General features: G+C 58.8%; 17 protein-coding genes. 8 read left to right on the forward strand and 9 right to left on the reverse strand.

The features are described 5' to 3' along the window. Positions 1-47 precede the first annotated feature (47 nt). Positions 48-575, reverse strand: a complete 528-nt coding sequence (ppa, locus tag KI792_08575; protein MBV6633071.1) for an inorganic diphosphatase — start codon at positions 573-575, stop codon at positions 48-50. 117 nt (positions 576-692) lie between these two features. Here ppa and KI792_08580 point away from each other — a divergent pair, with 117 nt between their 5' ends. Genes KI792_08580 through KI792_08590 form a run of 3 tightly spaced genes read left to right on the forward strand, consistent with a single transcriptional unit; the run spans position 693 to position 3,704 of the window. Then, a complete protein-coding gene (locus tag KI792_08580) occupies positions 693-1,619 on the forward strand; it encodes a glutaminase (GenBank protein MBV6633072.1) in 927 nt (308 codons plus the stop codon). 49 nt (positions 1,620-1,668) lie between these two features. Further along, on the forward strand, positions 1,669-2,589 hold the full coding sequence (gene rocF, locus KI792_08585; protein MBV6633073.1) for an arginase: 921 nt from the start codon (positions 1,669-1,671) through the stop codon (positions 2,587-2,589). A 44-nt stretch (positions 2,590-2,633) separates the two neighbouring features. Continuing rightward, entirely contained in the window at positions 2,634-3,704 is a 1,071-nt protein-coding gene (locus tag KI792_08590; GenBank protein MBV6633074.1) for an ornithine cyclodeaminase, read from the forward strand. Here the strand turns inward: KI792_08590 and KI792_08595 are convergent. Beyond that, positions 3,701-4,549, reverse strand: coding sequence for a sulfotransferase (locus tag KI792_08595; protein ID MBV6633075.1), 849 nt, complete (start codon positions 4,547-4,549; stop codon positions 3,701-3,703). The genes KI792_08590 and KI792_08595 overlap by 4 nt on opposite strands. 92 nt (positions 4,550-4,641) lie before the next feature. Continuing rightward, the gene (locus KI792_08600; protein MBV6633076.1) at positions 4,642-5,790 is read right to left on the reverse strand and encodes an alpha-hydroxy-acid oxidizing protein; all 1,149 of its coding nucleotides are present in this window, start codon (positions 5,788-5,790) and stop codon (positions 4,642-4,644) included. A 371-nt stretch (positions 5,791-6,161) separates the two neighbouring features. Here KI792_08600 and KI792_08605 point away from each other — a divergent pair, with 371 nt between their 5' ends. Next, a complete protein-coding gene (locus KI792_08605; protein ID MBV6633077.1) occupies positions 6,162-8,201 on the forward strand; it encodes a hypothetical protein in 2,040 nt (679 codons plus the stop codon). A gap of 11 nt (positions 8,202-8,212) precedes the next feature. Here KI792_08605 and pyk read toward each other — a convergent pair whose 3' ends face one another. Further along, positions 8,213-9,625: a pyruvate kinase gene (gene pyk / locus KI792_08610; protein ID MBV6633078.1), complete on the reverse strand. Its 1,413-nt coding sequence runs from the start codon at positions 9,623-9,625 to the stop codon at positions 8,213-8,215. Between the two features lie 293 nt (positions 9,626-9,918). Here pyk and KI792_08615 point away from each other — a divergent pair, with 293 nt between their 5' ends. Together KI792_08615 and bfr are read left to right on the forward strand one after the other, a co-directional pair. Beyond that, on the forward strand, positions 9,919-10,194 hold the full coding sequence (locus tag KI792_08615; protein ID MBV6633079.1) for a hypothetical protein: 276 nt from the start codon (positions 9,919-9,921) through the stop codon (positions 10,192-10,194). 154 nt (positions 10,195-10,348) lie between these two features. After that, the gene (gene bfr / locus KI792_08620; protein ID MBV6633080.1) at positions 10,349-10,834 is read left to right on the forward strand and encodes a bacterioferritin; all 486 of its coding nucleotides are present in this window, start codon (positions 10,349-10,351) and stop codon (positions 10,832-10,834) included. A 3-nt stretch (positions 10,835-10,837) separates the two neighbouring features. Here bfr and KI792_08625 read toward each other — a convergent pair whose 3' ends face one another. From KI792_08625 to ald, 5 genes are all read right to left on the reverse strand, one after another. Beyond that, positions 10,838-12,004 carry an aminotransferase class V-fold PLP-dependent enzyme gene (locus KI792_08625; protein MBV6633081.1) on the reverse strand — a complete coding sequence of 389 codons (1,167 nt, stop codon included), beginning with the start codon at positions 12,002-12,004 and terminating at the stop codon, positions 10,838-10,840. A 2-nt stretch (positions 12,005-12,006) separates the two neighbouring features. After that, positions 12,007-15,375 (reverse strand): transglutaminase family protein, encoded by a 3,369-nt coding sequence (locus tag KI792_08630; protein MBV6633082.1) that lies wholly within the window; start codon positions 15,373-15,375, stop codon positions 12,007-12,009. 118 nt (positions 15,376-15,493) lie between these two features. After that, positions 15,494-17,698, reverse strand: coding sequence for a TRAP transporter fused permease subunit (locus KI792_08635; protein ID MBV6633083.1), 2,205 nt, complete (start codon positions 17,696-17,698; stop codon positions 15,494-15,496). Between the two features lie 227 nt (positions 17,699-17,925). After that, positions 17,926-18,906 (reverse strand): TAXI family TRAP transporter solute-binding subunit, encoded by a 981-nt coding sequence (locus KI792_08640; GenBank protein MBV6633084.1) that lies wholly within the window; start codon positions 18,904-18,906, stop codon positions 17,926-17,928. A 122-nt stretch (positions 18,907-19,028) separates the two neighbouring features. Continuing rightward, positions 19,029-20,144 carry an alanine dehydrogenase gene (ald, locus tag KI792_08645; protein ID MBV6633085.1) on the reverse strand — a complete coding sequence of 372 codons (1,116 nt, stop codon included), beginning with the start codon at positions 20,142-20,144 and terminating at the stop codon, positions 19,029-19,031. Between the two features lie 184 nt (positions 20,145-20,328). Here ald and KI792_08650 point away from each other — a divergent pair, with 184 nt between their 5' ends. Both KI792_08650 and KI792_08655 read left to right on the forward strand, forming a co-directional pair. Continuing rightward, the gene (locus tag KI792_08650; GenBank protein MBV6633086.1) at positions 20,329-20,781 is read left to right on the forward strand and encodes an Lrp/AsnC family transcriptional regulator; all 453 of its coding nucleotides are present in this window, start codon (positions 20,329-20,331) and stop codon (positions 20,779-20,781) included. A 114-nt stretch (positions 20,782-20,895) separates the two neighbouring features. Further along, positions 20,896-22,656, forward strand: coding sequence for a nitrate ABC transporter substrate-binding protein (locus KI792_08655; protein ID MBV6633087.1), 1,761 nt, complete (start codon positions 20,896-20,898; stop codon positions 22,654-22,656). Positions 22,657-22,662 lie beyond the last annotated feature (6 nt).

Below are 22,662 nucleotides of genomic sequence, written 5' to 3' on the forward strand. Positions count from 1 at the left end.
TTGTCTAGAAAGCGTGGGCGCTAAAACGATGATGAATTGGTGACGGTTCAACCGGTGACGCGCTTGATGCCGTCGAGGATGAATTGGCCAGCCTCTTCAGGGCCGCCCCAACCTTCAACTTTGGCCCATTTGCCGTCTTCTAAGTCTTTGTAGCGACTGAAGAAATGCTCGATCTGATCACAGAGCGGCTGGGGTAGGTCCTTATAGGTTTTGTACTGGCTGAAAATCGGGCTGACACTGTTGGCTGGTACGGCGAGGATCTTCTCATCCTCACCGCCATCATCGACCATCTTCATCACACCGACGGGGCGTGCCTTAATAAACGCACCGGAATTAATCGGGATATCGCAGACCACCATCACATCCACCGGGTCACCATCACCGGAGAGGGTGTTGGGGATGAAGCCGTAATTCACCGGGTAATGCATGGAGGTGCCAAGGATGCGATCAACGATCAGGGCGCCGCTCTCCTTATCCATCTCATACTTAATTGGGTCGGAACGAACCGGCACCTCAATGACCACATTGATTTCGCTGGGGGGATTATCACCTGGCGTGATGCGTTCGATTTGCATAATGAACAGGTCCGGGATTACGGGAAGGTTGAAGTTCTGTTTTGTTGCGGCGCAGCATAACCGCAGCCCCCCTGGCTCGGCCAACAAAAAATAAGCAAGACGCGACCCTTTGCCATCATGAGTGCTGCCATCAACTATCAAGAGCTGCTAAACCGGATTGAGGAGGCGATCCAGCCCCTCTATGGCCGGGGGAAGGTGGCCGACTATATTCCGGCCCTGGCCGAGGTGGCGCCGCGCCAATTTGGTATGGCGCTCCGCACCGTGGATGGGGAGGTGGCAAGTGTGGGGGCGGCCGCCCATGCCTTCTCAGCGCAGAGCATTACCAAGCTGTTCGCCCTACAACTCGCCATCGTGCGGGGCGGGGATATGGTTTGGACCAAGGTGGGTAAAGAGCCATCGGGCGACCCGTTCAATTCTCTCGTCCTGCTAGAGCATGAGGGCGGTTTCCCCCGCAACCCGTTCATCAATGCCGGTGCGCTGGCGATGATTGATCTGCTGTTAAGCGCTGGCCGGTCACCGGATCAGTTGATCTTGAGCTATCTACGCATGCTGTCCGGCAATGCTGAGATCACGATTGATGAGGCGGTGGCCCAATCAGAGTGGGAGCATGCGAATGTCAACGCGGCCCTAACCCATTTCATGAAGGGGCATGGCGTCATCGATCATGATGTGGATACGGTGCTGAAGGCCTATTGCCGGATGTGCGCCATCACCATGAGTTGTGAGGATTTGGCCGCCGCCACCCAGGCGCTCGCCAATCGCGGCTTCTCCTCAGTGACCGGAGAGACCGTCCTGCCCGCGCGCCAAGCCCGGCGGATCAATGCCGTCATGCTGACCTGCGGTACCTATGACAGTGTCGGCAGCTTCGCCTACCGCGTCGGCCTGCCGGCCAAGAGCGGCGTCGGCGGCGGCATCGTTGCCGTGGTGCCTGATAAGATGACGCTCGCCGTCTGGTCCCCAGAACTAGACCGCTCCGGCAACTCCTATATCGGCACCGCGGCGCTCGAGCAGTTCACGACCATGAGTGGTTTGTCGGTGTTCTAAAAACTTTGCTCTTCACCCGACTCCGGCGCACGGGCTAAACCTTTGGCCCATGATCGATCTTATTCCCATTCCGATTGATATCAGCGGTTCCCAACGTGGCTGCTTGATGGGGCCTGATGCCATTAGTGTGGCGGGGCTGGAAAAGCAGCTGCGCGCCCTTGGTCATGAGGTAACCCGACGCCCGACGGTGATCCCGGCGGGGCTGCCGATGGAGGGGGCAGGGCCAAGCAATGGCTCGGCAACCTTAAAGGATATGGATGCGGCCCTCGCCTGGATTGAGGCGATGCATGAGCTAAAGCTCAGCGAGGCCACAACCCTGTTTCTGGGCGGTAATCACCTGCTATCGGCGGGCACCATCCCCGTGGTGGCCAAACGGGCCGAGACGGCGGGCAAGCCGCTCTTCGTCCTCTGGCTTGATGCCCATTCGGATTTCCACACCCTGGGCTCAACCACCAGCGGTAATTTGCATGGCACGCCGGTTGCCTATGTGACCCAGCGCGATGGGTTTGGCGACGGCTTCCCCGATCTGCCCGCCGCCGTTCCGGCTGAGCGGTTCTTTATGATGGGCCTGCGCTCCGTCGACGGACCAGAGCGGGCAGCCCTGCGCAATTTTGGGATTGAGACGGCGGATATGCGCCGGATTGATGAGGAGGGGGTGGCCCCCATCCTTCGCCAGTTCTTGGAGAAGGTGAACCATGCCGGCGGTACACTGCATGTCAGCCTGGATATCGACTTCCTCGACCCGGAAATTGCCCCCGCCGTTGGCACCACCGTGCCGGGCGGTGCCACCTTCCGCGAGGCGCATCTGATTATGGAGATGCTGCATGATAGCGGTGCCGTCAGCTCGGTCGATCTGGCAGAGCTGAACCCGATACTGGATGAGCGGGGCAAGACCGCCCAACTCGCCGTCGACCTGCTGGCCAGCCTGTTTGGCAAATCAGTCCTCGACCGAAAGACCACCCGTTTTTAAGCTCCCTAACAGCCGTTCAATCCTACTTACTAGAAAGACCGCCGATGCCCCCCGTGCCACCGCCCAAGGACAGCAATATCGTCCCCTTTGTCAGTGTCGACAACATGATGAAGCTGGTGCTCTCCATCGGTATTGAGACCTTCCTGCAAGAGCTTGCGGGCTATGTGGAGGAGGATTTCAAACGCTGGGAAAGCTTCGATAAAACGCCGCGCCTTGCCGCCCACTCTAAGGAGGGGGTGATTGAGTTGATGCCGACCAGCGACGGCAACACCTATGGCTTCAAATATGTGAACGGCCACCCGAAGAACACGCGTGAAGGCCTGCAGACCGTGACCGCGTTTGGTGTCCTATCTGACGTCTACACCGGCTATCCGGTCCTGTTGACCGAGATGACGATCCTAACCGCGCTGCGGACCGCCGCCAGCTCCGCCGTTGCGGCGAAGTACCTGGCGCCCAAGGATGCCAAGACCATGGCCCTGATCGGCAATGGCTCGCAGTCCGAATTCCAGGCCATGGCCTTTAAGACCATTCTGGGGATTGAGACGGTGAGGCTTTACGACACGGACCCTGAGGCGACGGCCAAGTTCCAGCGCAACATGGTGGATAGCGGGCTAAACGTGGTTGCGTGCAAAAGTGTGGAAACCGCCGTTGAGGGTGCAGAGATCGTCACCACGGTCACTGCGGATAAGCAATACGCCACCATCCTGACCGATAACACGGTGGGGACAGGTATACATATCAACGCGATCGGTGGTGATTGCCCGGGCAAGACCGAACTTCACCGCGATATCCTTCTGCGCTCAGACATCTTTGTTGAGTTCACGCCGCAGACCCGGATTGAGGGTGAGATCCAGCAGCTGGCGAAGGATCACCCGGTGACCGAGCTTTGGCAGGTGATTACCGGCAAGGTTGAGGGCCGCACCTCGGCAAACCAGAACACCCTGTTTGATGGCGTTGGTTTCGCGACGGAGGATTTCTCCGCGCTTCGTTATGTGCGGGATAAGATCGACGGCACCGAGTTCTACGACCGCCTCGATATGCTGGCCGATCCGGATGATCCGCGTGACCTCTTCGGCATGCTGCTCCGCGCGCAGGCGAAGCAAGGGGCCGGTTAGGCTGGCTTCTCATCCTTGGTCGGGGCGGATGAAATCACATTCGCCTTTGAGCCCTTAAGGTTGCGCCAGAAGTTTTCTTCCGCGAACCGTTTGAACAAATCCGGTGGCAGGACGGTTTTGCGGTCCTGGATCCCAACCTTCTTGCGCACCGTGTGCAGGTTGCGAACGCCTAGCTGGTTGTCAAACGCCTCGGCGCTGTATTCCACATTGTCGAAATCATGCTCGAACTCTGGCTCGCCGATGAACTGATAGATTAGCTTCAGCACGTCTTTCGGTTGAGAGACGAGATGCGCGTAATCGACGAGTAGTAGGCGGTCGGCATAATCACTCCAGCACGCCTCACGCAGGGCCTGATAGGCGAAGCCGACAAGGCGGTTCGGGCGGGCGAGGGTATCGGCGCGGGAGTAGACGGTGGCCCGCTCATCCCAGCTGTTGAACAGGCGAGTATTCTCAAAATTGTTGGAGCGATATTGCCGCTCTAGGCTGTCGATGATCCAAGATAGGTCACGGACACAGGCGATGACCTTGAAGTCCTTGTTGAACAGGGCATCAAGGTCGGCGAGGCGGGTGGTCCAGGCACGGTTGGTGTCGAACACCACATCCACCTGCTTAGGCAGCCCAGCATAGTAGCTGTCGAACAGGCCACGCAGCATGCGCTTGCGGGTGTCGTCATCGACCATGGGCGCCATCTCAGTGCCCGCAGAGACGTTATCGATCAGCGTACCAAACAGGCCGCCAACTGGGCTGGTCATACCGGCATGAAAACGCGGGTTCTGCTTTAGGATGGCCGACAACAGGGTCGAGCCAGAGCGGGGCAGGCCAGAGATGAAGTGATAGGTGGTCATGTGCGCCAACCAATTGTGATCACGGGCAAATTCTGTGCCCCGTGACCTAGCACGCCGTGGCTGGCTTATCTAGTCAAACGCGCCTAGCCAACTTAGTCCCGGAACCGCAGGTTTGAGCGTGATAGCTCACTGATCGAGGTGCAGCCCATCAGCTGCATGTCGCGGATAAGCTCTTCGCGCATCAACTCCAGGGCCCGCTCAACCCCAGCTTGCCCAGCGGCGGCGAGGGGGAAGAGATAGTAGCGGCCAACGCCAACGGCCTTGGCGCCGAGGGACAGCGCCTTCAGCACATGGGTGCCCCGGGTGACGCCGCTATCCATCATCACGTCCAGCTTATCGCCGACAGCATCAACGATCTCAGCCAGCTGATCGAAGGAAGAGCGGGAGCCGTCAAGCTGGCGGCCACCATGGTTTGAGATGACGATACCGGTACAGCCAATGTCGACCGCCCGTTTTGCGTCCTCAACGCTCATCACGCCTTTGAGGCAGTACTGGCCATCCCATTCCTTCACCATCTCGGCGACGTCGTCCCAGTTCATGGATTTATCGAGCATTTCGGTGAAGTACTTACCGATTGAGACGGCGCCACCGCCCATATCCACATGCTCATCCAGCTGTGGCAGGGCGAAGGGCTCATTGGTCATGTAGTTGATGCCCCACATGGGCTTGGTCGCGAATTCGAAGATACCACCGAGGGTCAGCTTCATCGGGATTGAGAAGCCGGTGCGCAGGTCACGCTCACGATTGCCGCCGGTAATCGTGTCGACGGTCAGCATCATGACCTCAATGCCGGCCTCTTTCGCCTTCTGCATCATGGCGCGGTTTAGGCCGCGATCTTTGTGGAAATAGAACTGATAGACCTGCGGGTTCTTGTGCTTCTTCTTCAGCTCGGCAGCACTAACGGTGCCGAGGGAGGAGACGCCAAACATGGTGCCATAGTTCTCCGCCGCGGCGGCGACGGCCCGTTCACCCTGATGGTGGAATAGACGCTGTAACGCGGTGGGGGAGCAATAGACGGGCAGGTCCAGCTTCTGGCCCAGGACCTCAACCGAAAGGTCAATCTCTTCAACGCCGCGCAGGACGTTGGGCACCAGGTCACAGGTGTCGAAGGAAGATGTATTGCGATCCTTGGTGATCTCATCATCGGCAGCGCCGTCGATGTAGTTAAAGATCGGACCGGGCAGGCGCCGCTTGGCGAGTTTGCGGAAATCCTCGTGATTGAAGCAGCGGTTTAGGCCCATTTCAGTATCGCTCCCTTAACGGCGGTTCTTATCGTGAACCGATAAATTATTCTGTTTATTGGGATAATCCAGTGTCCCTAATGGGATCAAGCGATCTGCCGATGCGGTTTCGCAATTGAGTTTTGCACGGATGCGGGTAATCCGCCGGTTCGGGTGAGATTTGCTCAATTTCCACCGGCGAATCGGGCGCAGTTTTTGCCAAATCGCTGCTCTAGATTCGGCGGTCGCGAAGGCGAAGCAGGCTCAATTTGGCGGCTATCAGCGCTTCGTCCCCAGAATTTGGCTGTTTTGTGCGGTTCTGGCCACGGCTGGGTGGCTTGTAGTGGGGGAGGCTGTCACCCTGATCAGTGGTCAGTTCTGGTTGGTAAGGGATGCGTCCCAATACCGACAAACTTGGTCGAGAGATGAAACCGCTGCAGCAGCACACCGATAAGGATCGGATTTCAGGCAGGCACCCCTGGGGTGGCCTGGCTGCCGTGCTGGTCGCGATCTGCGCAGTGCATGCGGCACCAATCACGCCGCAGGCCCAGGCAGAGCAGGTCGCCGCAGTTCCAGCGGCTGACACGGAAGAATTCAATCAACTGCTTCACGAAGATCGGTTGCGAACCGCGCAGCGCATGGCCCTGGGCTTTAAAGCCCCTGGACCAGCCCTTGCCCTGGCAGAGCGCTTATTAGCCAGGGGCAATCTGGCCGCCGCTGAGCAGTGGTTCATTCGTGCTGAGCATTGGGGCGGTGGCCATGCCGCGATCAGCGGCCAGGCGCAAACCGCGTTAGCCGCCGGCGACGACCTTAAGGCGCAGCAGCAGCTAGCCCGCCTACCCAGTACAGATGCGATGTCCGCTGGCTTGGTTAACCAGCTCAGCATTGTTGGGTTTGAGGCCGCCCTTGAAGCAGGTGATTTGGCCAAGGCCGCAAACCTCGCGCAGAACAGCCAGCAACCAGCCCAGGCCACAAAACTGGGTTGGGCCTATTTGGCAGATGGCAATCTGGCCTTTGCCCGGCTTTGGTTTGACCGGTCCTTGGAATGGGGCGGCGGTGATGATGCCCGTATTGGTGCCGCCACTACGGCCCTAACCGATGGTGAGGCAGGTATCGCAAGGACGCAGCTCAATGCCGTTCTGGGCGCTGATGCCCGGCTTGATGCCCTGCTGTTCCGGACGGATTTACTGGCATTCCAAACCGCAATGAAGGGCGGGGATTTCCTCGCGGCAACCGACTATCTACAGGCCGCCGCAAACCGGGCTGCGGCGATCGGTGATGATAGCCTGATCGAGGCCGCCGTTAATCAAGGTTACATCCTCTCCTTACGTCGTGCGCAGCTTGCCTATGACGTTGGTGACTTCAGGTTGGCTTTGGATCAGACCGGCGGGGTCAGTGCCGCTGCCCCGCAAGCCATCCGTGATGCCGCCGCGTTAATTGCCGGATGGTCCAGCCTTCGCTTGGATGATTACCAAGCAGCTGGTTTGTCCTTTGCCCAGCTTTATGGCACCGAGCTTGAGGCCATGGCCGCCGAAGGGATGGCGATTGTTCAGGCCGCCGCCAAGCAGCCACCGGTGCAGGAAGAAGACCCGATACGGATCACCAATGCACCGGTTGAGCGCGTGGTGGTTGAGCCGGTCCAACAGGCGCCTAAGCCGGTTGAAGCGGTTGCCGTCTCCGCGCCGATTGAGCCAGTTTCGGTTGTCGCGGTGGAGCAGGAGGTGCTGACACCAATCCCGACGCTGCAGCCCGGTGGTGCGGTTATCGCTGAGGGGGCAGCCGGGACCAGCATTGATGGTGAAGATGCCGCCACCTTGGCGCTCGCCACCAGCATTGATTGGTCGGATGAGAATAAGAAGGAAGGCTGGTTTGGCCGTGCGATTGATTGGCTCGCCGATGCCCCGCAATCAGCCTTGGCCTTGGCTGAAGAGGCGAACCCAGTTCGCCTGCTAGATCTCTTCTCAGATGATGAGGTGGTTGAACCAGCCCTGATCGAAACCAGTCTGGTTGAACCGAATTTCGAGGCCACGGTTCTACAAGCGGGTGGGTCTCTCGCGATAACGCCGCCACCGCCAAGCCGACCGACATTGTCGTTGAGCAATGACGTGCCGATCTTTGGTGAGGTGATCGATCGCCTCTTCGTCTTCGATCCGCCAAGCTTTGATGCCCCGGCGGAGCCGATCTTACCAAGCCATGCAGGTTTTGGTCATTACGGCGCCGATGGCAGTGAGCGCGTCGGCTTGTCTGGTGTGTTAGAGGGGGCTTACCAACTCAACTCCGATTGGGATTTGGTTGGTTTTGCCGGTGGTACTGAGGCCTCAGACTTTGATGAGTATGTGGCCGGCTTCTCGCTTCGCTACAGCTTTGGCGATAGCAACCGGCGGGTGGACCGTGAGGCACCACCCGTTCGCGTCACCTTCTCGCCGCGCTAAGCGCTAGGCGTTTAAGCGCCGATGTTGTGAACCCGGATAAGGTTGGTTGAGCCTGGTTGGCCAAATGGGAAGCCAGCAACGATTACCACCGGGTCACCCTCTTTAGCCAAGCCCATCTCGGTGAGCCTTGAGCTCACGGCACCCTGCATCCCCTCCATATCAAAGCTCTCTGGCTCGATAATTGGCTGGAAGCCCCAGTATAGGGCGACGCGCCCTGCAACCGTGCGATCAGGGACAAAGGCAATGGCCGGGGTACGTGGTCGCTCACGGCTCACCCGCGCGGCGGTGGTGCCGGTGGCGGTAAAGACGATCACAGCCTTGGCCCGGACATTGGCGGCCAAATTGGTGGCGGACTTCGCCACCGCATGGGGCACGGTGTCGTAGATGTCGTCATGATCGAGCGACATGATCGTGTGGTAGTTCTGATAGCCTTCAGTGGCGCTGATGATCCGCGCCATGGTGGCGACAGACTCAACCGGGTAATCACCGGCCGCACTCTCAGCCGAGAGCATCACCGCATCGGCACCGTTAAAGACGGCGGTCGCCACATCCGAGGCTTCGGCACGGGTTGGCGTTGGGGCGCTGATCATGCTCTCCAACATCTGAGTGGCGACAATGACTGGCTTACCAGCACGGCGGCAGGCGGCGACGATATCGCGCTGGTGGCCGGGTACGTCTTCGGCTGGCATCTCAACCCCCAGATCACCGCGGGCGACCATGATGGCATCGGATAGACGCACAATCTCTTCCAGATGACGGATAGCGCCTGGCTTCTCAATCTTGGCGCAGAGGCCAACACCATCACCAATCCGCTTACGCGCCTCATACAGGTCATCGGGGCGCTGCACGAAGGAGAGGGCAACCCAATCCACGCCAAGCTCTTTACCAACCTCAGCATCCGCGAGGTCTTTCTCGGTCAGGGCCAGAATGTCGATATCGGCGCCGGGGAGGTTCACACCCTTCCGGTTCTTCAGCGTACCGTCGAGCATGACCTTGGTCTGGATCTCGGTATCGGTGACGCCGGTCACCTGAAAACGCATCTTGCCGTCATCCACCATCAGCTCATTGCCAGGGATGATAGAGCGGAAGATTTCCGGATGGGGCAGGGTGACACGATTGGCGTCGCCCTCAATCTCATCAAGGGTAAAGGTGAAGTCCTGGCCAGCGCTTAGCAGCGCGCCTTCATTGGCAAAGGTACCAACGCGGAACTTAGGGCCCTGCAGATCCTGGAGGATAGCAATTGGGCGACCGATCTCGGCCTCTACCTTACGGATCGACTTCACCCGCTCCCGGTGGTCATCCGCGGTGCCGTGACTGAAGTTCAGGCGGAATACATTGACGCCAGCGAGCGCCAGTTTGCGGAGCATATCTTCCGAACCGCTAGCGGGTCCGACGGTGGCAACGATCTTCGTTTTGCGTGTCATGTGGATTTCTTGGGCGTTTTTGTTGGTGTCAGCAGCGTGCAGGCACGGGCTGGGTTCTACCGAAACCCAGGCAAAATCAACAGCTTCTTTTGTCGGCTTCCCTCTTGCGGCATGGCTCCCTGCGACCTAGTTGCGAATAATGATGAAAATCATTCGCATTTGTAAAAAGATGCGATATGATGCATTCATAGCTGATCTTGTGGTTAAGCGATGCGTAGGCACAAGATATGGTTGATCGGCCAGTGGGGCCGTGAAACAGTAGCGACGATTTTTACGGGTTCGGGCCTGATCAGATGATCGTTTGTCATTGCAATGTAATTCACTGCCACGAGATCCGTGGTGCCACCCAAACCGCCATGGATGCCGGTGCCGATGGTTTGTCTGCGGGTAAAGTGTTTCGCAGCCTGGACAAGAAACCCAACTGCGCCCGCTGCGTTCCGCTGATGACCTCAGTGATCGAAGACACCAAGGCGAATGGTGCTCGTCACTGCGGTGGCTGCCCATGCCCAACCGAGCAGGATTTGGCCGCCCCAGCCGCTGAGGTGGTAGCCAAGCAGACCGCTGGTTAAGTCCAACTGGAATTGCAACGCATTATCAGTGGCTTAGTCTTACTAATTTCCTGTGATTTTTCGTGAATAGGCCTCGACTTTTGTCGGGGCTTGTTTATGTCTGTGGTTAGGAATTATCGGGCGCTAGCCCAGCTCATGCAGAGAGGATGCACCCATGAAGGGTAACAAGCGCGTAATCGAATATTTGAATAAGTCCATCACCCACGAGCTGACGGCCGTAAACCAATACTGGCTGCATTATCGCCTGCTGGATGATTGGGGTTTTTCCAAGCTCGCCGCCAAAGAAAAGGAAGAGAGCCTGGAAGAGATGGTCCATGCCGACAACCTGATTGTGCGCACCATCTTCCTCGGCGGTCATCCGAACCTGCAGCAGCTCGACCCGCTGATGATCGGGACCAACATCAAGGAAGTGTTGGAATGCGATCTGAAGGCCGAGTACAGCGCCCGCGCCCTGTACAAGGAAGCGCGTGAGGCCTGCAATGAAGAGGGTGATTACGTCACCATGGGCATGTTCGAAGAGCTGCTGAAGGATGAGGAAGGTCACATCGACTACCTCGAAACCCAGCTTGAACTGCTCGAGAGCATTGGCATCGAAAATTACGGCCAGTTGCAGGCAGCACCCGCTGACGAGGCTGAGTAAGCCTTAGGCGGCAATCGTCCGCATCGCATCGGTGAGCCGTGCGAAATCCACCCTGTCCGTATAGCCATAGGCTGACAGGCGCAGGATTAAACGGCCATTTGGTTGCGGTATTGGGACGTTTACAATTTTGAAGTTGTCTAGCAGGCGGTGTCGAATTGGCTCCGCCTGTTCTGCTTTCCAGATCTCAGGCAATAGCATCGCCGCCATCATGCCGGGATCGCTGGGTTTGGTGATGGCCGTCGCACCCAGAGCGGACACCATCTCCGCATAGTCATGCTGCAGGATTGTCCGGGCATGGGCAAAGGCCCCTCGCTGATCGAGGCGGCTATAGCAATCAAGCACGGCATTCACCGTACTCCAGGCGCTAAAATCGATGGTGCCGTAGCGAATAAAGTTGGCATCAAAGCCCTGTTGGTAGCCATGGGACACCAAGGGCGATTGGGTTGCGTCCAACCACTTTTCATTGGCCCAGATGAAGGCCGTGCCGCGCGGGGCGCCGAGCCATTTATGGCCGTTGCCTACATACCAGTCAGGGTCCAGTGCGTTCAGATCAATGTCACGATGGCCTGGGCCATGGGCGCCATCGATCAAAACGGGCACGCCCGCCGAGCGGCAGGCCGCCGTGATCGCTTCAATCGGGAAAGTGACGGCCGTCGGGGAGGAGATGTGGTCGATCACCACCAGGCCTACGTCGCTGTCTAGGCGCTTGGCCACCTCGGCTTCCATCACCTCCGCTGCTTCGGTGTTGAGTGGTAGATCAATTACCTCCACCGTGGCGCCGCGTAGCTCAGCGACAAAGCTGATCTGGTTGCGCAGGGCGGTGTAGATGTGGCTGTGGATCAGGATGCGCTGGCCCTGCTTGATCGGGGCCGCCAAGGCGGCTGCCTGTAAGCCAGCGGTGGCGTTCGCAACGAAGCCTAGCTGTTCAGGTTTGGCGTTGAGGAACTCCCCCAGCTTGGCGCGGGATTGATCCCAAATCTCTGGCCATTGATCGCGGATGAATTGATCAGGGTTTTGATCAATGACGTTCTGCCAGTGCCGCTGCACATCCTTTAGCGGCTTTGCCACCGCGCCGTAGGAGCCGTGGTTTAGGAAGGTGACCTCAGGATCGAGGTCATAGAGCACCTTCATCGGTGCCCCGGGCCGGGGGAGGTTATCCTGCTGTGCCACGGTTATTGCCGCCGCATATCGAGCGTGTAGGGAAACTCACTGCTCATCTTCGCTGGCTCTGGCGTGAAGGGCCCGGGGGTGTGTCCCGATGGCCAGAAGCGGGCTTCACGACGGCCCTGGGCTTCCTGCTCGTTAATCGGGCGGGTTTCAAAGCTGCGGCCACCTGGATGGGTTGAATGATAGGTACAACCGCCGATGGCCCGGCCTTCCCAGGTATCAATTAGATCCAGTGTCAGCGGCGCATGGGCGGGAATGGTTGGGTGCAGACACAAGGCTGGTTGCCAAGAACGGAAGCGGATGCCAGCGATTTGCCGGTCCGGTTGGTCGGTGGCGATCAACGGTACCTCAACCCCGTTACAGGCCAGCTTGTACCGATCACCGCTGGCGCCGGTAACCATCACCTGGATCCGGTCGAGGGAACTGTCGACAAAGCGGACGGTGCCGCCAATCGCACCCTCTTCACCAAGCACGTTCCAGGGCTCTAATGCGTTGCGCAGCTCAATCTCCACGCCCTCATACCGGGCGACACCGGCACGTGGGAACCGGAACTCAAAATGCGCCTTGAACCAGTCTGGCTTCATCTCAATGCCGAGGGCAGCGCTGGTTTGGCCCAACACCTCCTGGAAGTCCTGCCAGAGGAAGTAGGGCAGCATGAACTTGTCATGCAGCGCCGTCCCAAATCGGCGGAGGCCGCCATGATAAGGCTGATCCCAGAACCGGGCGATTAGGGCGCGGATGATCAGCTGTTGCGCCAGGCTCATCTCTGGATGCGGCGGCATCTCAAACCCACGGAACTCAACGAGGCCGAGGCGGCCAGCAGGGCCGTCGGGTGAGTACAGTTTGTCGATACAAATCTCCGCCCGGTGGGTATTACCCGTGACGTCGACGAGTAGGTGACGGAACAGTCGGTCAACAAGCCAGGGCGGACATTCCTTACCCGCAGCGCTGGTTGGGTCCGGCACCTGGGCCAGCGCAATCTCAAGCTCATAGAGGCTGTCATGCCGCGCCTCATCAAAGCGGGGCGCCTGGCTGGTTGGGCCGATGAACAGGCCAGCGAACAAATAGCTTAGCGATGGGTGGTTCTGCCAATACCGCACGATGGAGGCGAGCAGATCAGGACGACGCAGAAACGGGCTGTCATCGGCCGTGGCGCCGCCCACCACGATGTGGTTGCCGCCACCGGAACCGGCGGGGCGGCCATCGATATGAAACTTTGAGGCATCGAGGCCAGCCATCCGTGCCTCATCATACAGCGCCTCGGTAATCGCGATCTGATCCTGCCAGCTGGTGGCTGGGTGGATGTTGATCTCAATCACTCCAGGGTCTGGCGTGACCTTGATCACATTCATCCGTGGGTCATGGGGTGGGGCATAGCCCTCAATCTGCACCGCATGACCGGTATTGCTGGCGACCTCTTCAACCGCCTGCACCAGATCCACATACTCATCCGCTGACTGCAGTGGCGGGACGAAGACGCAGAGCTTGCCATCCCGTGGTTCAACGGCGAGGGCCGTGCGCACGGCGGGGCCATCGCCCTCAAAATCACTGTTGAACCCGTAGCCTGACGCGAAGCCCTGGGCGTCGGTGCGGACCTCTTGCTCGGTCATCCGGCTGATCGCACCAGCGGCGGTTTGAATGACGGGTGCGCGGGCAGGCAGGTTGCTGCGCGCGGCAAACGGGTCAAGCTGGTGGATCGCCTGGGTCGGTTCCCCATCACGCCCAGTGAGGGAACCAAGCGGCAAGCGATAACCGGCGGCGCTATCACCGGGTACGAGGAAGAGGGCTTTCCGCCGGGTCTTCCACTTCTCACTCTGCCATTTGTAATGGCGGCGGCGCTGTTTGGTCTTAGTGGCCTTCGCCTGCATCGGTTGGACCGGCAGGACGAAGCTGACCGGGTTGTTCAGCCCACGGTCAAAGACGGCCGACATGCGTGCGCGCTCTTCCGGGTCGGCGAGTTGGTTATCAATCGGGTCAATCTCAGGCGCCAGCGAATGCTCTTTCAGCATGAATTCGGCTGGATCTTCAAAGGCCGGTTGGACGGTGTCGTCCTCAATCTCCAAGGCCTGGGCCAGTTCGCGGGTGAAGGCCTCGGCATCCTTGATGTCAGGCCCATCGCCTTCTGGCTTTTCTTCCGCGATCAGCTGGTGATCAGACCATAGGGGCACCCCGTCACCACGCCAGTAAAGGCCAAAAGCCCAGCGCGGCAGGGTCTCACCCGGATACCATTTGCCCTGGCCGTGATGCAGCAGGCCGCCAGGGGCGAACCGGGCCTGCAATCGGCGGATCAGCTTGTCGGCATATTCCCGCTTATTCGGACCAACGGCATCGATGTTCCACTCGTCATCATCGCGCTCATCTGAGGCGACGAAGGTTGGCTCCCCACCCATGGTGAGGCGCACATCGCCAGCCTGCAGCTTAGCCTCAACCGCGTCACCGGCGCTGACGATCTCCGCCCATTCATCACGGCCATAGGGGCGCGTGATGCGTGGTGTCTCTTTGAGGCGCGTAACCGCCATCTCAAAGTTGAAATCCACATGGGCTGAGCCGACAACGCCGCTGATTGGTGCCGCACTTTGTGGGGCAGGGGTAGCGGCGAGGGGGATATGCCCCTCACCAGCGAACAGGCCGGAGGTGGCATCGAGGCCAATCCATCCAGCACCGGGCACATAGATTTCGGCCCAGGCATGGAGGTCGGTGAAATCAGCCTCCGGTCCATCGGCACCATCTGTGGCCTTAAGATCGGCCTTCAGCTGGATCAGGTAACCGGAGACGAAGCGCGCGGCATAACCCAGATGCCGGAGCATTTGAACAAATAGCCAGGCGGTATCGCGGCAGGAACCCTTGGCCCGGCCTAATGTTTCCTCCGGCGTTTGAACACCCGGCTCCATCCGCACGATGTAGCCGATCTTGTTTTGAAGCATGGAGTTGAGGTCGACGAGGAAGTCCACCGTTGAGCGTGGTGTCAGATCAACCTCGTTAACCAGTGCCTGAAGCAGCGGCCCGTTCTCTGTCACCTCAAGATAGGGGGCGAGTTCTTTTGCTGTGCCTTCGTCGTAAGCGAGCGGCACCTCCCGGCAGTCTTCCTCGAGGAAGAAATCGAACGGGTTGATCGCATCCATTCGGGCGACGAGATCGATTGCCACCTCAAACTCACGCACCTTCTCAGGGAACACCAGGCGCGCCATGAAATTGCCGAATGGGTCCTGCTGCCAATTGATGAAGTGGTCAGCCGGGGTGATCTTCTGTGAGTAGCTGATGATCGGCGTCCGGCAATGCGGGGCTGGGCGCAAGCGCACGATCTGCGGCCCCAGCTCTACCGGGCGGTCATAGTGATAGGTCGTGCGATGGGTTAACGCGACGCGAATGCTCATCGGTAAGGCTCTGGACGGCTTGAAAACGGCTGTTTAGCTGCGACAGGCTTGTACGCAACCCGCCAAGCCTAACACAAGTGCCATCCGGAAGGGGCAGCCATCCGTTAGCCGTCACCCATCAGTCAGAACCACGTGCCAGGCGTAGCTCGTCACCTGGCTTCACGACCTTCTGCAGGATAAAGGCGCCCACGGTGAGAGCTGCACCAATGGCATCGCTGATTAAGCCGCCCTCAATTAAGAACAGGGCCGCAATCAGTAGGCAAACCCGTGATGGCCAGGCGGCGGCACTCTTGATGAACCAACCCTGTACAGCGGAGGCGAGTAGGAACACGCCGATCGATGCGGTCACACCTGCCTGCAGGATGGCAATCCAGGTGCCGTCCATCAGCAGCGCTGAGTTGTAGAAGAACATGAACGGCACGATGAAGGCGGTAATCCCGACCTTGAACGAGGTAACCGAGGTCTCCATCGGGTTCGCCCCGGAGATACCGGCCGCCGCATATGAGGCCAGGGCCACTGGTGGCGTAATCGCTGAGACAACCGCGAAATAGAAGACGAAGAAATGCGCCGTCAGCATTGGGATGCCTAGCTCAACCAGACCTGGCGCCACGACCGATGCGGCAACAGCATAGGCCGCCGTGGTTGGCATCCCCATGCCCAGTAGGATTGAGATGCACATGGCGAAGAACAGGGCCAACAGTTGCGATGCCTCGGCCAGATCCAGCAGTAGGTTAGAGAAGCGCGCCCCAACACCGGTGAGGGAAATCACACCAACGATAATGCCAGCACAGGCACAGACGGCGATGATCTGGATCGACATATTACCTGCGATATCCAGCGCCTTAATGATGCTGCGTGGCCCCATGCGATGTGGGGTTAGCCAACTAACAACGGCAGCGGCGGCAATCGCCAGCGTTCCCGCCCGAATAACCGAGTAGCCTGCGAAGAGGGCGTAAATCAGGATTACAATCGGGATGAACAGGAAGACCTGTTTGGCCATGGCCTTGAGCTTTGGCAGCTCATCATCACGCATCCCACGCATGCCGAGGCGGGCCGCTTCAAAATCCACCATGAAGTAGATGGACATGAAATAGAGGATCGCCGGGATCACCGCGGCGGTGGCGATGTCGGTGTAGGGAATGCCCGTAATCTCCGCCATGATGAAGGCGCCAGCGCCCATGATCGGCGGCATAATTTGGCCACCGGTTGAGGCGGCGGCCTCGACAGCGCCTGCCGTCTTTTTTGGATAGCCAACCTTCTTCATCAGCGGGATGGTGAGAGAGCCAGTGGCCACCACATTGCCGGCCGATGTGCCATTGATCATGCCCATCAGTCCGGAGGCAAAGATCGCCACCTTGGCCGGGCCACCACGGGCACGTCCAGCCGCCGCGAAGGCGAAGTTAACGAAGTAATCGCCCACCTTTGACGCCTGAAGGAAGGCGGCGAAGATGATGAACAGGATAATGTAGGTGGAGGATACCGCCGTGGTCGGGCCCAAGATTCCGGCATCGGTGTAAACCTGGCTAAAGAAACGCTGCCACGTCACCGCTGGCGCGTTCAGGAAGCCAGGTAGGAATTGGCCAGCAAAGACATAGACCAGGAAGACCGAGGCGATGACAACCAGCGCCAGACCGGCAACCCGGCGTGTCATCTCCATAATCAATAAGGTGCCCGCAACGGCGGCGATTGAGATGCCAATCGGTGCAAATGGGGTGCCGGTGGAGTTCCGCATCAACGTGCCATAGACCGTGATCAGATAGATCGCGACGGCAACACCGCAGACAGCTAGAACCAGATCTGATGGGGCGAAGCGAAGCCGGGTCCGGCGGTTGAACCAGGACATAACAATCCCGCCCGCGCTGGCAATGATAAGCGGCAGGCCAAATAGCCAAGTTTCATTGAACTTGATGGTCTTATCGATGCCATTCCAGCTGACGCCATCGGCGATTTGAAAGGCGAAGTAGAGCGCCATGCCAAGCGACATTAGGGCGGGCGCCAGTAGGGCCCAGCCAACCCAGCCGAGAATGGTTTTTTCATCCGATTTCTCTTGGGCAAAGCCACAGCCAGCAAACATTAAGAAGCCGAGGGTAAGGGCACCCGCAATGTGGACGATCCGGAAGTTCCAGGTTTCCATCGGGAAGGTCGGCAGATAGGGGATATCAATCAGACCGGCGGTCATCGCACTGATCGAGAGACCGTTCAGGGCCGCCATGTGGAAGCCAGCATAGACCGTGGTCAGGAAGCCAATGATGTAGAATAGGCGTCCCTGGTACTGGCGGCGGTTGCTCTCAACCGGCTCATCATCTACCCCGTCGGCAATCATCGGTCCGGCATCGGTCTGTGGCGCTGTGGTCGCCGCTGCCTCGATTGCAGGTTCGGCTGCAGTATCTTCAGACGTCTTGTCGTTGTTAGGTTGGTCTGTCATTGGCGATGCTGCAGCGCCTTATGCGCTGTCCTTGGGGCGAGGGGGCTATTGATTGGTCTTTAGAGAATGAAGGCCGCGCCTCAACAGCGCGGCCTTCAACATGTGTTCAAACTGCACGCGGCAGATTAATTGCCGTGGATCAGATCGGCTGGGATCGACGCGCCGTTCTCGTTGAACCACTTCGCAGCACCTGGGTGCCAAGGCATGAAGTCGTTCTTGTCCCAGTTCTCAACCAGGGTGGAACGGGCAGCGCGGTGGATGTTCACCATGCGCTCGTTATCGGACATCACAACCTTGGTCGCCTCATAGACGAAGCTCTCAGGCAGGTCACAATTGGCGATGGCGAAGTTCCACATAGAAACCGAACGCGCATCGGCGGTCAGCGTGGTGTAGGTGTCGGCCTTGATGCTGAAATTGGCGACCGGGAAGGCCTCCATGATCTTCTTCTGCTCAGCTTCGGTGAACTCAATGATGTTCACGCTGGTCTGAACTTCCAGCTGGCTAACCGCTGGGACTGGAACACCAGCCGCAAACGCGATCACGTCTAGCAGGCCATCTTGAAGCTGGCCGCCAAGGTCGGTCCAACCGCCATTCCGACGCTCAAAATCAACGCCTAGGGTCTCCATCATGCGTGGGAAATAGGTGTCGGAGGTTGAGCCCGCAGGACCAAAGCCAATCTTGGCACCGGCTGGGATGTCAGCGATCGATGAAATGCCGGATGAGCTCAGCGCGGTGACTGAGAATGGGGTCTGGTACATCGGGAACATGGCGCAGGCATTGGTCATCTGCAGACCAGGCGCGATTGGATTGTTGCCGTCGATGGACTCACGGGCTGGACCCATGGTGGTCATGCCGAACGCCGCATCGCCCGTGTGGACAAGGGCCATGTTCTGCATTGGGCCGCCGGTGACTTCACCACCGCCGGAGACACCCAGCTCATCAGCGACAAGATTTGCCCAGCCAGAACCATAGGCGAAATAGGTGCCGCCTTGGCTGGCAGTACCAACGGTAAAGCTGGATGGCCAATTGGATTTGTCAGCGGCGTCAGCTGCCATAGGCAGTGACATCATTGCGAGGCCAGCAGCGGCCGCGATCAGTTGTTTCATGGAGGGGGTTCCTTTCCAAGATGGAAAGCCGTTGTTCCGGCTCATTTGCAAACAAATAGCGCGGTAACCTAGCCGGGCTCATCCAGCTTGGGAAGCTAACCTTGTGCTGCGGCGCAGCAGGCTTACGCGGCTAACGCCTTCGCCGGATCGCAGTAATCGAGCGATAGGCTCTCCGCCACCTGCTGGTTCACGACCTGGCCCTTATGAACGTTGAGGCCGGCACGTAGATGCGGGTCACGGATCATAGCTTCCAGGCCATGGTCAGCCAGCATCAGGCCGTAATGAAGGGTGGCATTGCCGAGGGCATAGCTCGACGTCTTTGGCACGGCACCCGGCATGTTGGCGACGCAGTAATGGATCACGCCATCAACAACATAGGTTGGGGCAGCATGGGTTGTAGCGTGGGAGGTTTCAAAGCAGCCACCCTGGTCGATGGCCACATCAACCACCACGGTACCTGGGCGCATGGTCTTGATCATCTCTGCCGTCACCAGCTTGGGCGCACTGGCGCCCGGGATGAGGACAGAGCCAATCACCACATCTGCTGCTGCAACCTCAGAGGCAATTGCCTCAGTGGTCGAGTAAAGCGTGTGGATACGGCCACCAAACTGGTCATCCAACTGGCGTAGGCGGGGTAGGGAGCGGTCGAGGATGCTAACCTCAGCACCGAGGCCGACAGCCATCTTGGCCGCTTGGGTGCCAACGACACCGCCGCCAATGACAGTTACCTTGGCAGGCGCCACACCCGGCACGCCACCCAGCAACAGGCCCTCACCACCCGCATGGGCCTCAAGGGAACGCGCCGCCGCTTGAATTGAAAGGCGTCCAGCAACCTCAGACATCGGGGCCAGAAGCGGCAGGCCGCCGGTGGCGCCAGTGACAGTCTCGTAGGCAATCGCCGTGCAACCGCTGGCCATCAAGCCTTCAGTCTGTGGGCGGTCAGCTGCCAGGTGCAGGTAAGTGTAGAGGATTTGACCGGCGCGTAGCTGTTTGAACTCAGCTTCCTGTGGCTCCTTAACCTTCACCACCATGTCTGACTTCGCGAAGATTTCAGCGGCGGTATCAACGATCTTGGCGCCTGCCTTACGGTAGGCGTCATCATCGGCGCCAATGCCAGCACCAGCCTTGGTTTCAATCAGTACCTCATGGCCGTGGGCGACGTATTCACGGACAGCGGCCGGGGTAAGGCCAACGCGGTATTCGTGGTTCTTGATTTCCTTAGGGCAGCCGACACGCATGGTTCATTTCCTCACGATATGAATATGGGCGCTATTCTCTGCGCCATTCATGCCAGAATATGCCGATAGACCCTGCAATGTCCTTGCAATTCGTGATCATGTTGCGCAGCATTGCGCACGAAATAAGCGTGATTAATAGTTTTAGCGCGTGAAAAGCGCGTTTAGATTTTTGCAGTGCGAAATAATGGCTGAAATGGACCGTTTTGACCGGCAGATTCTGGACGCTTTGCAGGACAATGCGCGGCTAAGCAATGTGCAGCTGGCCGAGCTTGTCGGGCTATCGCCATCTGCGTGTTCCCGTCGCATTCAATCGCTTGAGGATGCCGGGGTTATCTCTGGCTATCGCGCGGTCCTAAACCGGGAGGCGATTGGCCTGCCGATGACGGTGCTGGTCAATGTTTCAATCCAAACCCTAAGTCGCGATCAAATGGATGCATTTGAGGAGGCCGTGGGCAATATCCCAGAGCTTTTGGTTTGCTATCTCGTCTCTGGCAGTAGTGATTACCTGTTAAGGATTGCCGCCCGTGACCTCGGTGATTTTGAGCGGATCCACACTGAGCATCTGGCTGCGCTGCCCTATGTTTCGCGGATTGAGTCTAATTTTGCCCTGCGCGAGGTGGTTAACCGCGCGCCTTAACGCGTTGATATTTGACGCTTTGTCCTTCAATCATTCGGTGAAACTGGTAATCTGCGCGTGAGTGTCGTCAAACACTGTATGCAGCTTATTCTCGCAATTCTGAGAGTCCCCATGATGTCGTCTTTTGCTGTGCGGTCTATCCGCCGTGCCGGTTTGCCGCTGGCCTTACTGGCGTTGGTTGCGTTTATGGCCTCCACCGGTGCTCGCGATGCGGGTGCCGTTGAGTATGTAAACCCGGCACCAATGAAGGATCGGGTTCAGGCCTCCGCCCGGGATTGCCGACCAGTTGATACGCTGGCCGTGCCGATGATCACCTGGGGCGCTGATGCTATTGCCATTAACGCCAATGGGGCGCCCTCAACCCAAACCGGCACCCTGTTTGATGAGGCTGGCCTCGATGTCCGCCTATATCGTGAGGATGTGTTTGCCGAGCAGGTGCGCGCCTATCTGAACTGTGACAGCCCATTTCTGCGGGCCACAACCGGCATGGCGGCCCTCGCAACCGATGTGACAGAGGCCGACCCACGCACCGCCATGGTGCCAGTTGCCCAGCTATCGTGGTCAGCCGGGGGTGACGCCTTGGTGGTTCGCGGTGACCTGTGCTGCAAGATTGAGGCGCTACGCGGTGCAACCATCGCGATTCAGCAGGATGGCCCACATATCGATTACATGGCCAAGCTGCTTCAGGATGCGGGCTTGTCCGTTGATGACGTAACGATCCGATGGACCCGTGACCTAACCGGCCTCACCGGCTCTACCCCTGGTGAAGCCTTCGTCGAAGATCAGAGTGTTGATGCGGCCTTTGTCATCCTGCCGGACGCCGAGGCGCTGGTAAGTGGTGGCCTCTACGGTCCGGTGGTTAAGAATGCCCGGTTGGCAGCCTCAACCCGCTCAGCGAACCGGATTATCGCTGACCAGTATTTTGTCCGTGCGGACTTCCTGCGTAGCAACCCTGAGATTGTCTCCCAGTTTGTGAATGCCTTGCTGCGATCAGAGGAGCGGGTGCGTGAGCTGTTGACCCAGCAGGGCGCTGCAAGCAGTCAGCTAGCCCGCCAATCGGCCACCATGCTGCTCGATGATGTGGCGGCGGCCGAGGATATGGTCCTGCTTTACCTTGATGCCGAGACTATTGGCGTGCGTGGTAACCGCGACTTCTATGAGGATCGCAGCAATCCACGCCGGTTTGAGGCAGTAATGGGCCAGGCGCAATCGGCGCTGGCTGGGCTAGGCCTCATTGATCAGGTTCGCCCGATCTCACTACCGTCTGAGATTGTCTCCGGCTGGTCTGTGGACGCCCTATCGCAAGGGGTTGTGAGCCCAGATCGGGCGGCGCCCAGCTTTAACCCAGCTGCAGTGAACCAGGTCATCTCTGCCAAACAGGCACAAGGCACCCTGGACGATGCCACCTTGTTCGAGTTTGAGATCCGGTTTGAACCAAACCAGCGGGAGTTCCCGTCTGACATTTACCGCGATGATTTCAGCCGCGTGGTTGACCTGTCATCCACCTATGCCGGTGCGGTGATGGTGATCGAGGGGCATAGCGACCCACTCGGCTACCTGAAGGCGCGGCGCTCAAATGTCGGGCAGGTGGCCTTGCAGCGCCAGGCGCGTGCGGCCCTGAACCTGTCAATTGAGCGCGCCAACTCTGTTCGGGATAGCTTGATCAACTATGCCGGGGGTGAGGGTATTCAGCTCGACCCCGCACAGTTTGAAACGCTAGGCCTCGGCTTCCGTGAGCCGCGAACCGGTCTGGAGACGGACGGGGTTACGCCACGTGCCCCGGCAAGTAAGGCAGAGTGGCTATCAAACATGCGTGTTGTGTTCCGCCTGATCGCCGTTGAGGCAGAGGCCGCACAGTTCACCCTATTGGATTGAGGAGGC

It is taken from the genome of Alphaproteobacteria bacterium SS10, from assembly GCA_019192455.1.
GTDB lineage: Bacteria > Pseudomonadota > Alphaproteobacteria > TMED2 > TMED2 > TMED2.

Excerpts from the sequence above, each read along its gene's own strand:
- KI792_08655 (MBV6633087.1), top strand. The coding sequence starts at position 20,896 with ATGTCGTCTTTTGCTGTGCGGTCTATCCGCCGTGCCGGTTTGCCGCTG.
- ppa (MBV6633071.1), bottom strand. The coding sequence starts at position 575 with ATGCAAATCGAACGCATCACGCCAGGTGATAATCCCCCCAGCGAAATC.
- KI792_08635 (MBV6633083.1), bottom strand. The coding sequence starts at position 17,698 with ATGATTGCCGACGGGGTAGATGATGAGCCGGTTGAGAGCAACCGCCGC.
- KI792_08615 (MBV6633079.1), top strand. The coding sequence starts at position 9,919 with ATGATCGTTTGTCATTGCAATGTAATTCACTGCCACGAGATCCGTGGT.
- KI792_08640 (MBV6633084.1), bottom strand. The coding sequence starts at position 18,906 with ATGAAACAACTGATCGCGGCCGCTGCTGGCCTCGCAATGATGTCACTG.
- KI792_08590 (MBV6633074.1), top strand. The coding sequence starts at position 2,634 with ATGCCCCCCGTGCCACCGCCCAAGGACAGCAATATCGTCCCCTTTGTC.
- KI792_08605 (MBV6633077.1), top strand. The coding sequence starts at position 6,162 with ATGCGTCCCAATACCGACAAACTTGGTCGAGAGATGAAACCGCTGCAG.
- KI792_08650 (MBV6633086.1), top strand. The coding sequence starts at position 20,329 with ATGGCTGAAATGGACCGTTTTGACCGGCAGATTCTGGACGCTTTGCAG.
- ald (MBV6633085.1), bottom strand. The coding sequence starts at position 20,144 with ATGCGTGTCGGCTGCCCTAAGGAAATCAAGAACCACGAATACCGCGTT.
- bfr (MBV6633080.1), top strand. The coding sequence starts at position 10,349 with ATGAAGGGTAACAAGCGCGTAATCGAATATTTGAATAAGTCCATCACC.
- KI792_08600 (MBV6633076.1), bottom strand. The coding sequence starts at position 5,790 with ATGGGCCTAAACCGCTGCTTCAATCACGAGGATTTCCGCAAACTCGCC.
- KI792_08630 (MBV6633082.1), bottom strand. The coding sequence starts at position 15,375 with ATGAGCATTCGCGTCGCGTTAACCCATCGCACGACCTATCACTATGAC.
- pyk (MBV6633078.1), bottom strand. The coding sequence starts at position 9,625 with ATGACACGCAAAACGAAGATCGTTGCCACCGTCGGACCCGCTAGCGGT.
- KI792_08580 (MBV6633072.1), top strand. The coding sequence starts at position 693 with ATGAGTGCTGCCATCAACTATCAAGAGCTGCTAAACCGGATTGAGGAG.
- rocF (MBV6633073.1), top strand. The coding sequence starts at position 1,669 with ATGATCGATCTTATTCCCATTCCGATTGATATCAGCGGTTCCCAACGT.
- KI792_08595 (MBV6633075.1), bottom strand. The coding sequence starts at position 4,549 with ATGACCACCTATCACTTCATCTCTGGCCTGCCCCGCTCTGGCTCGACC.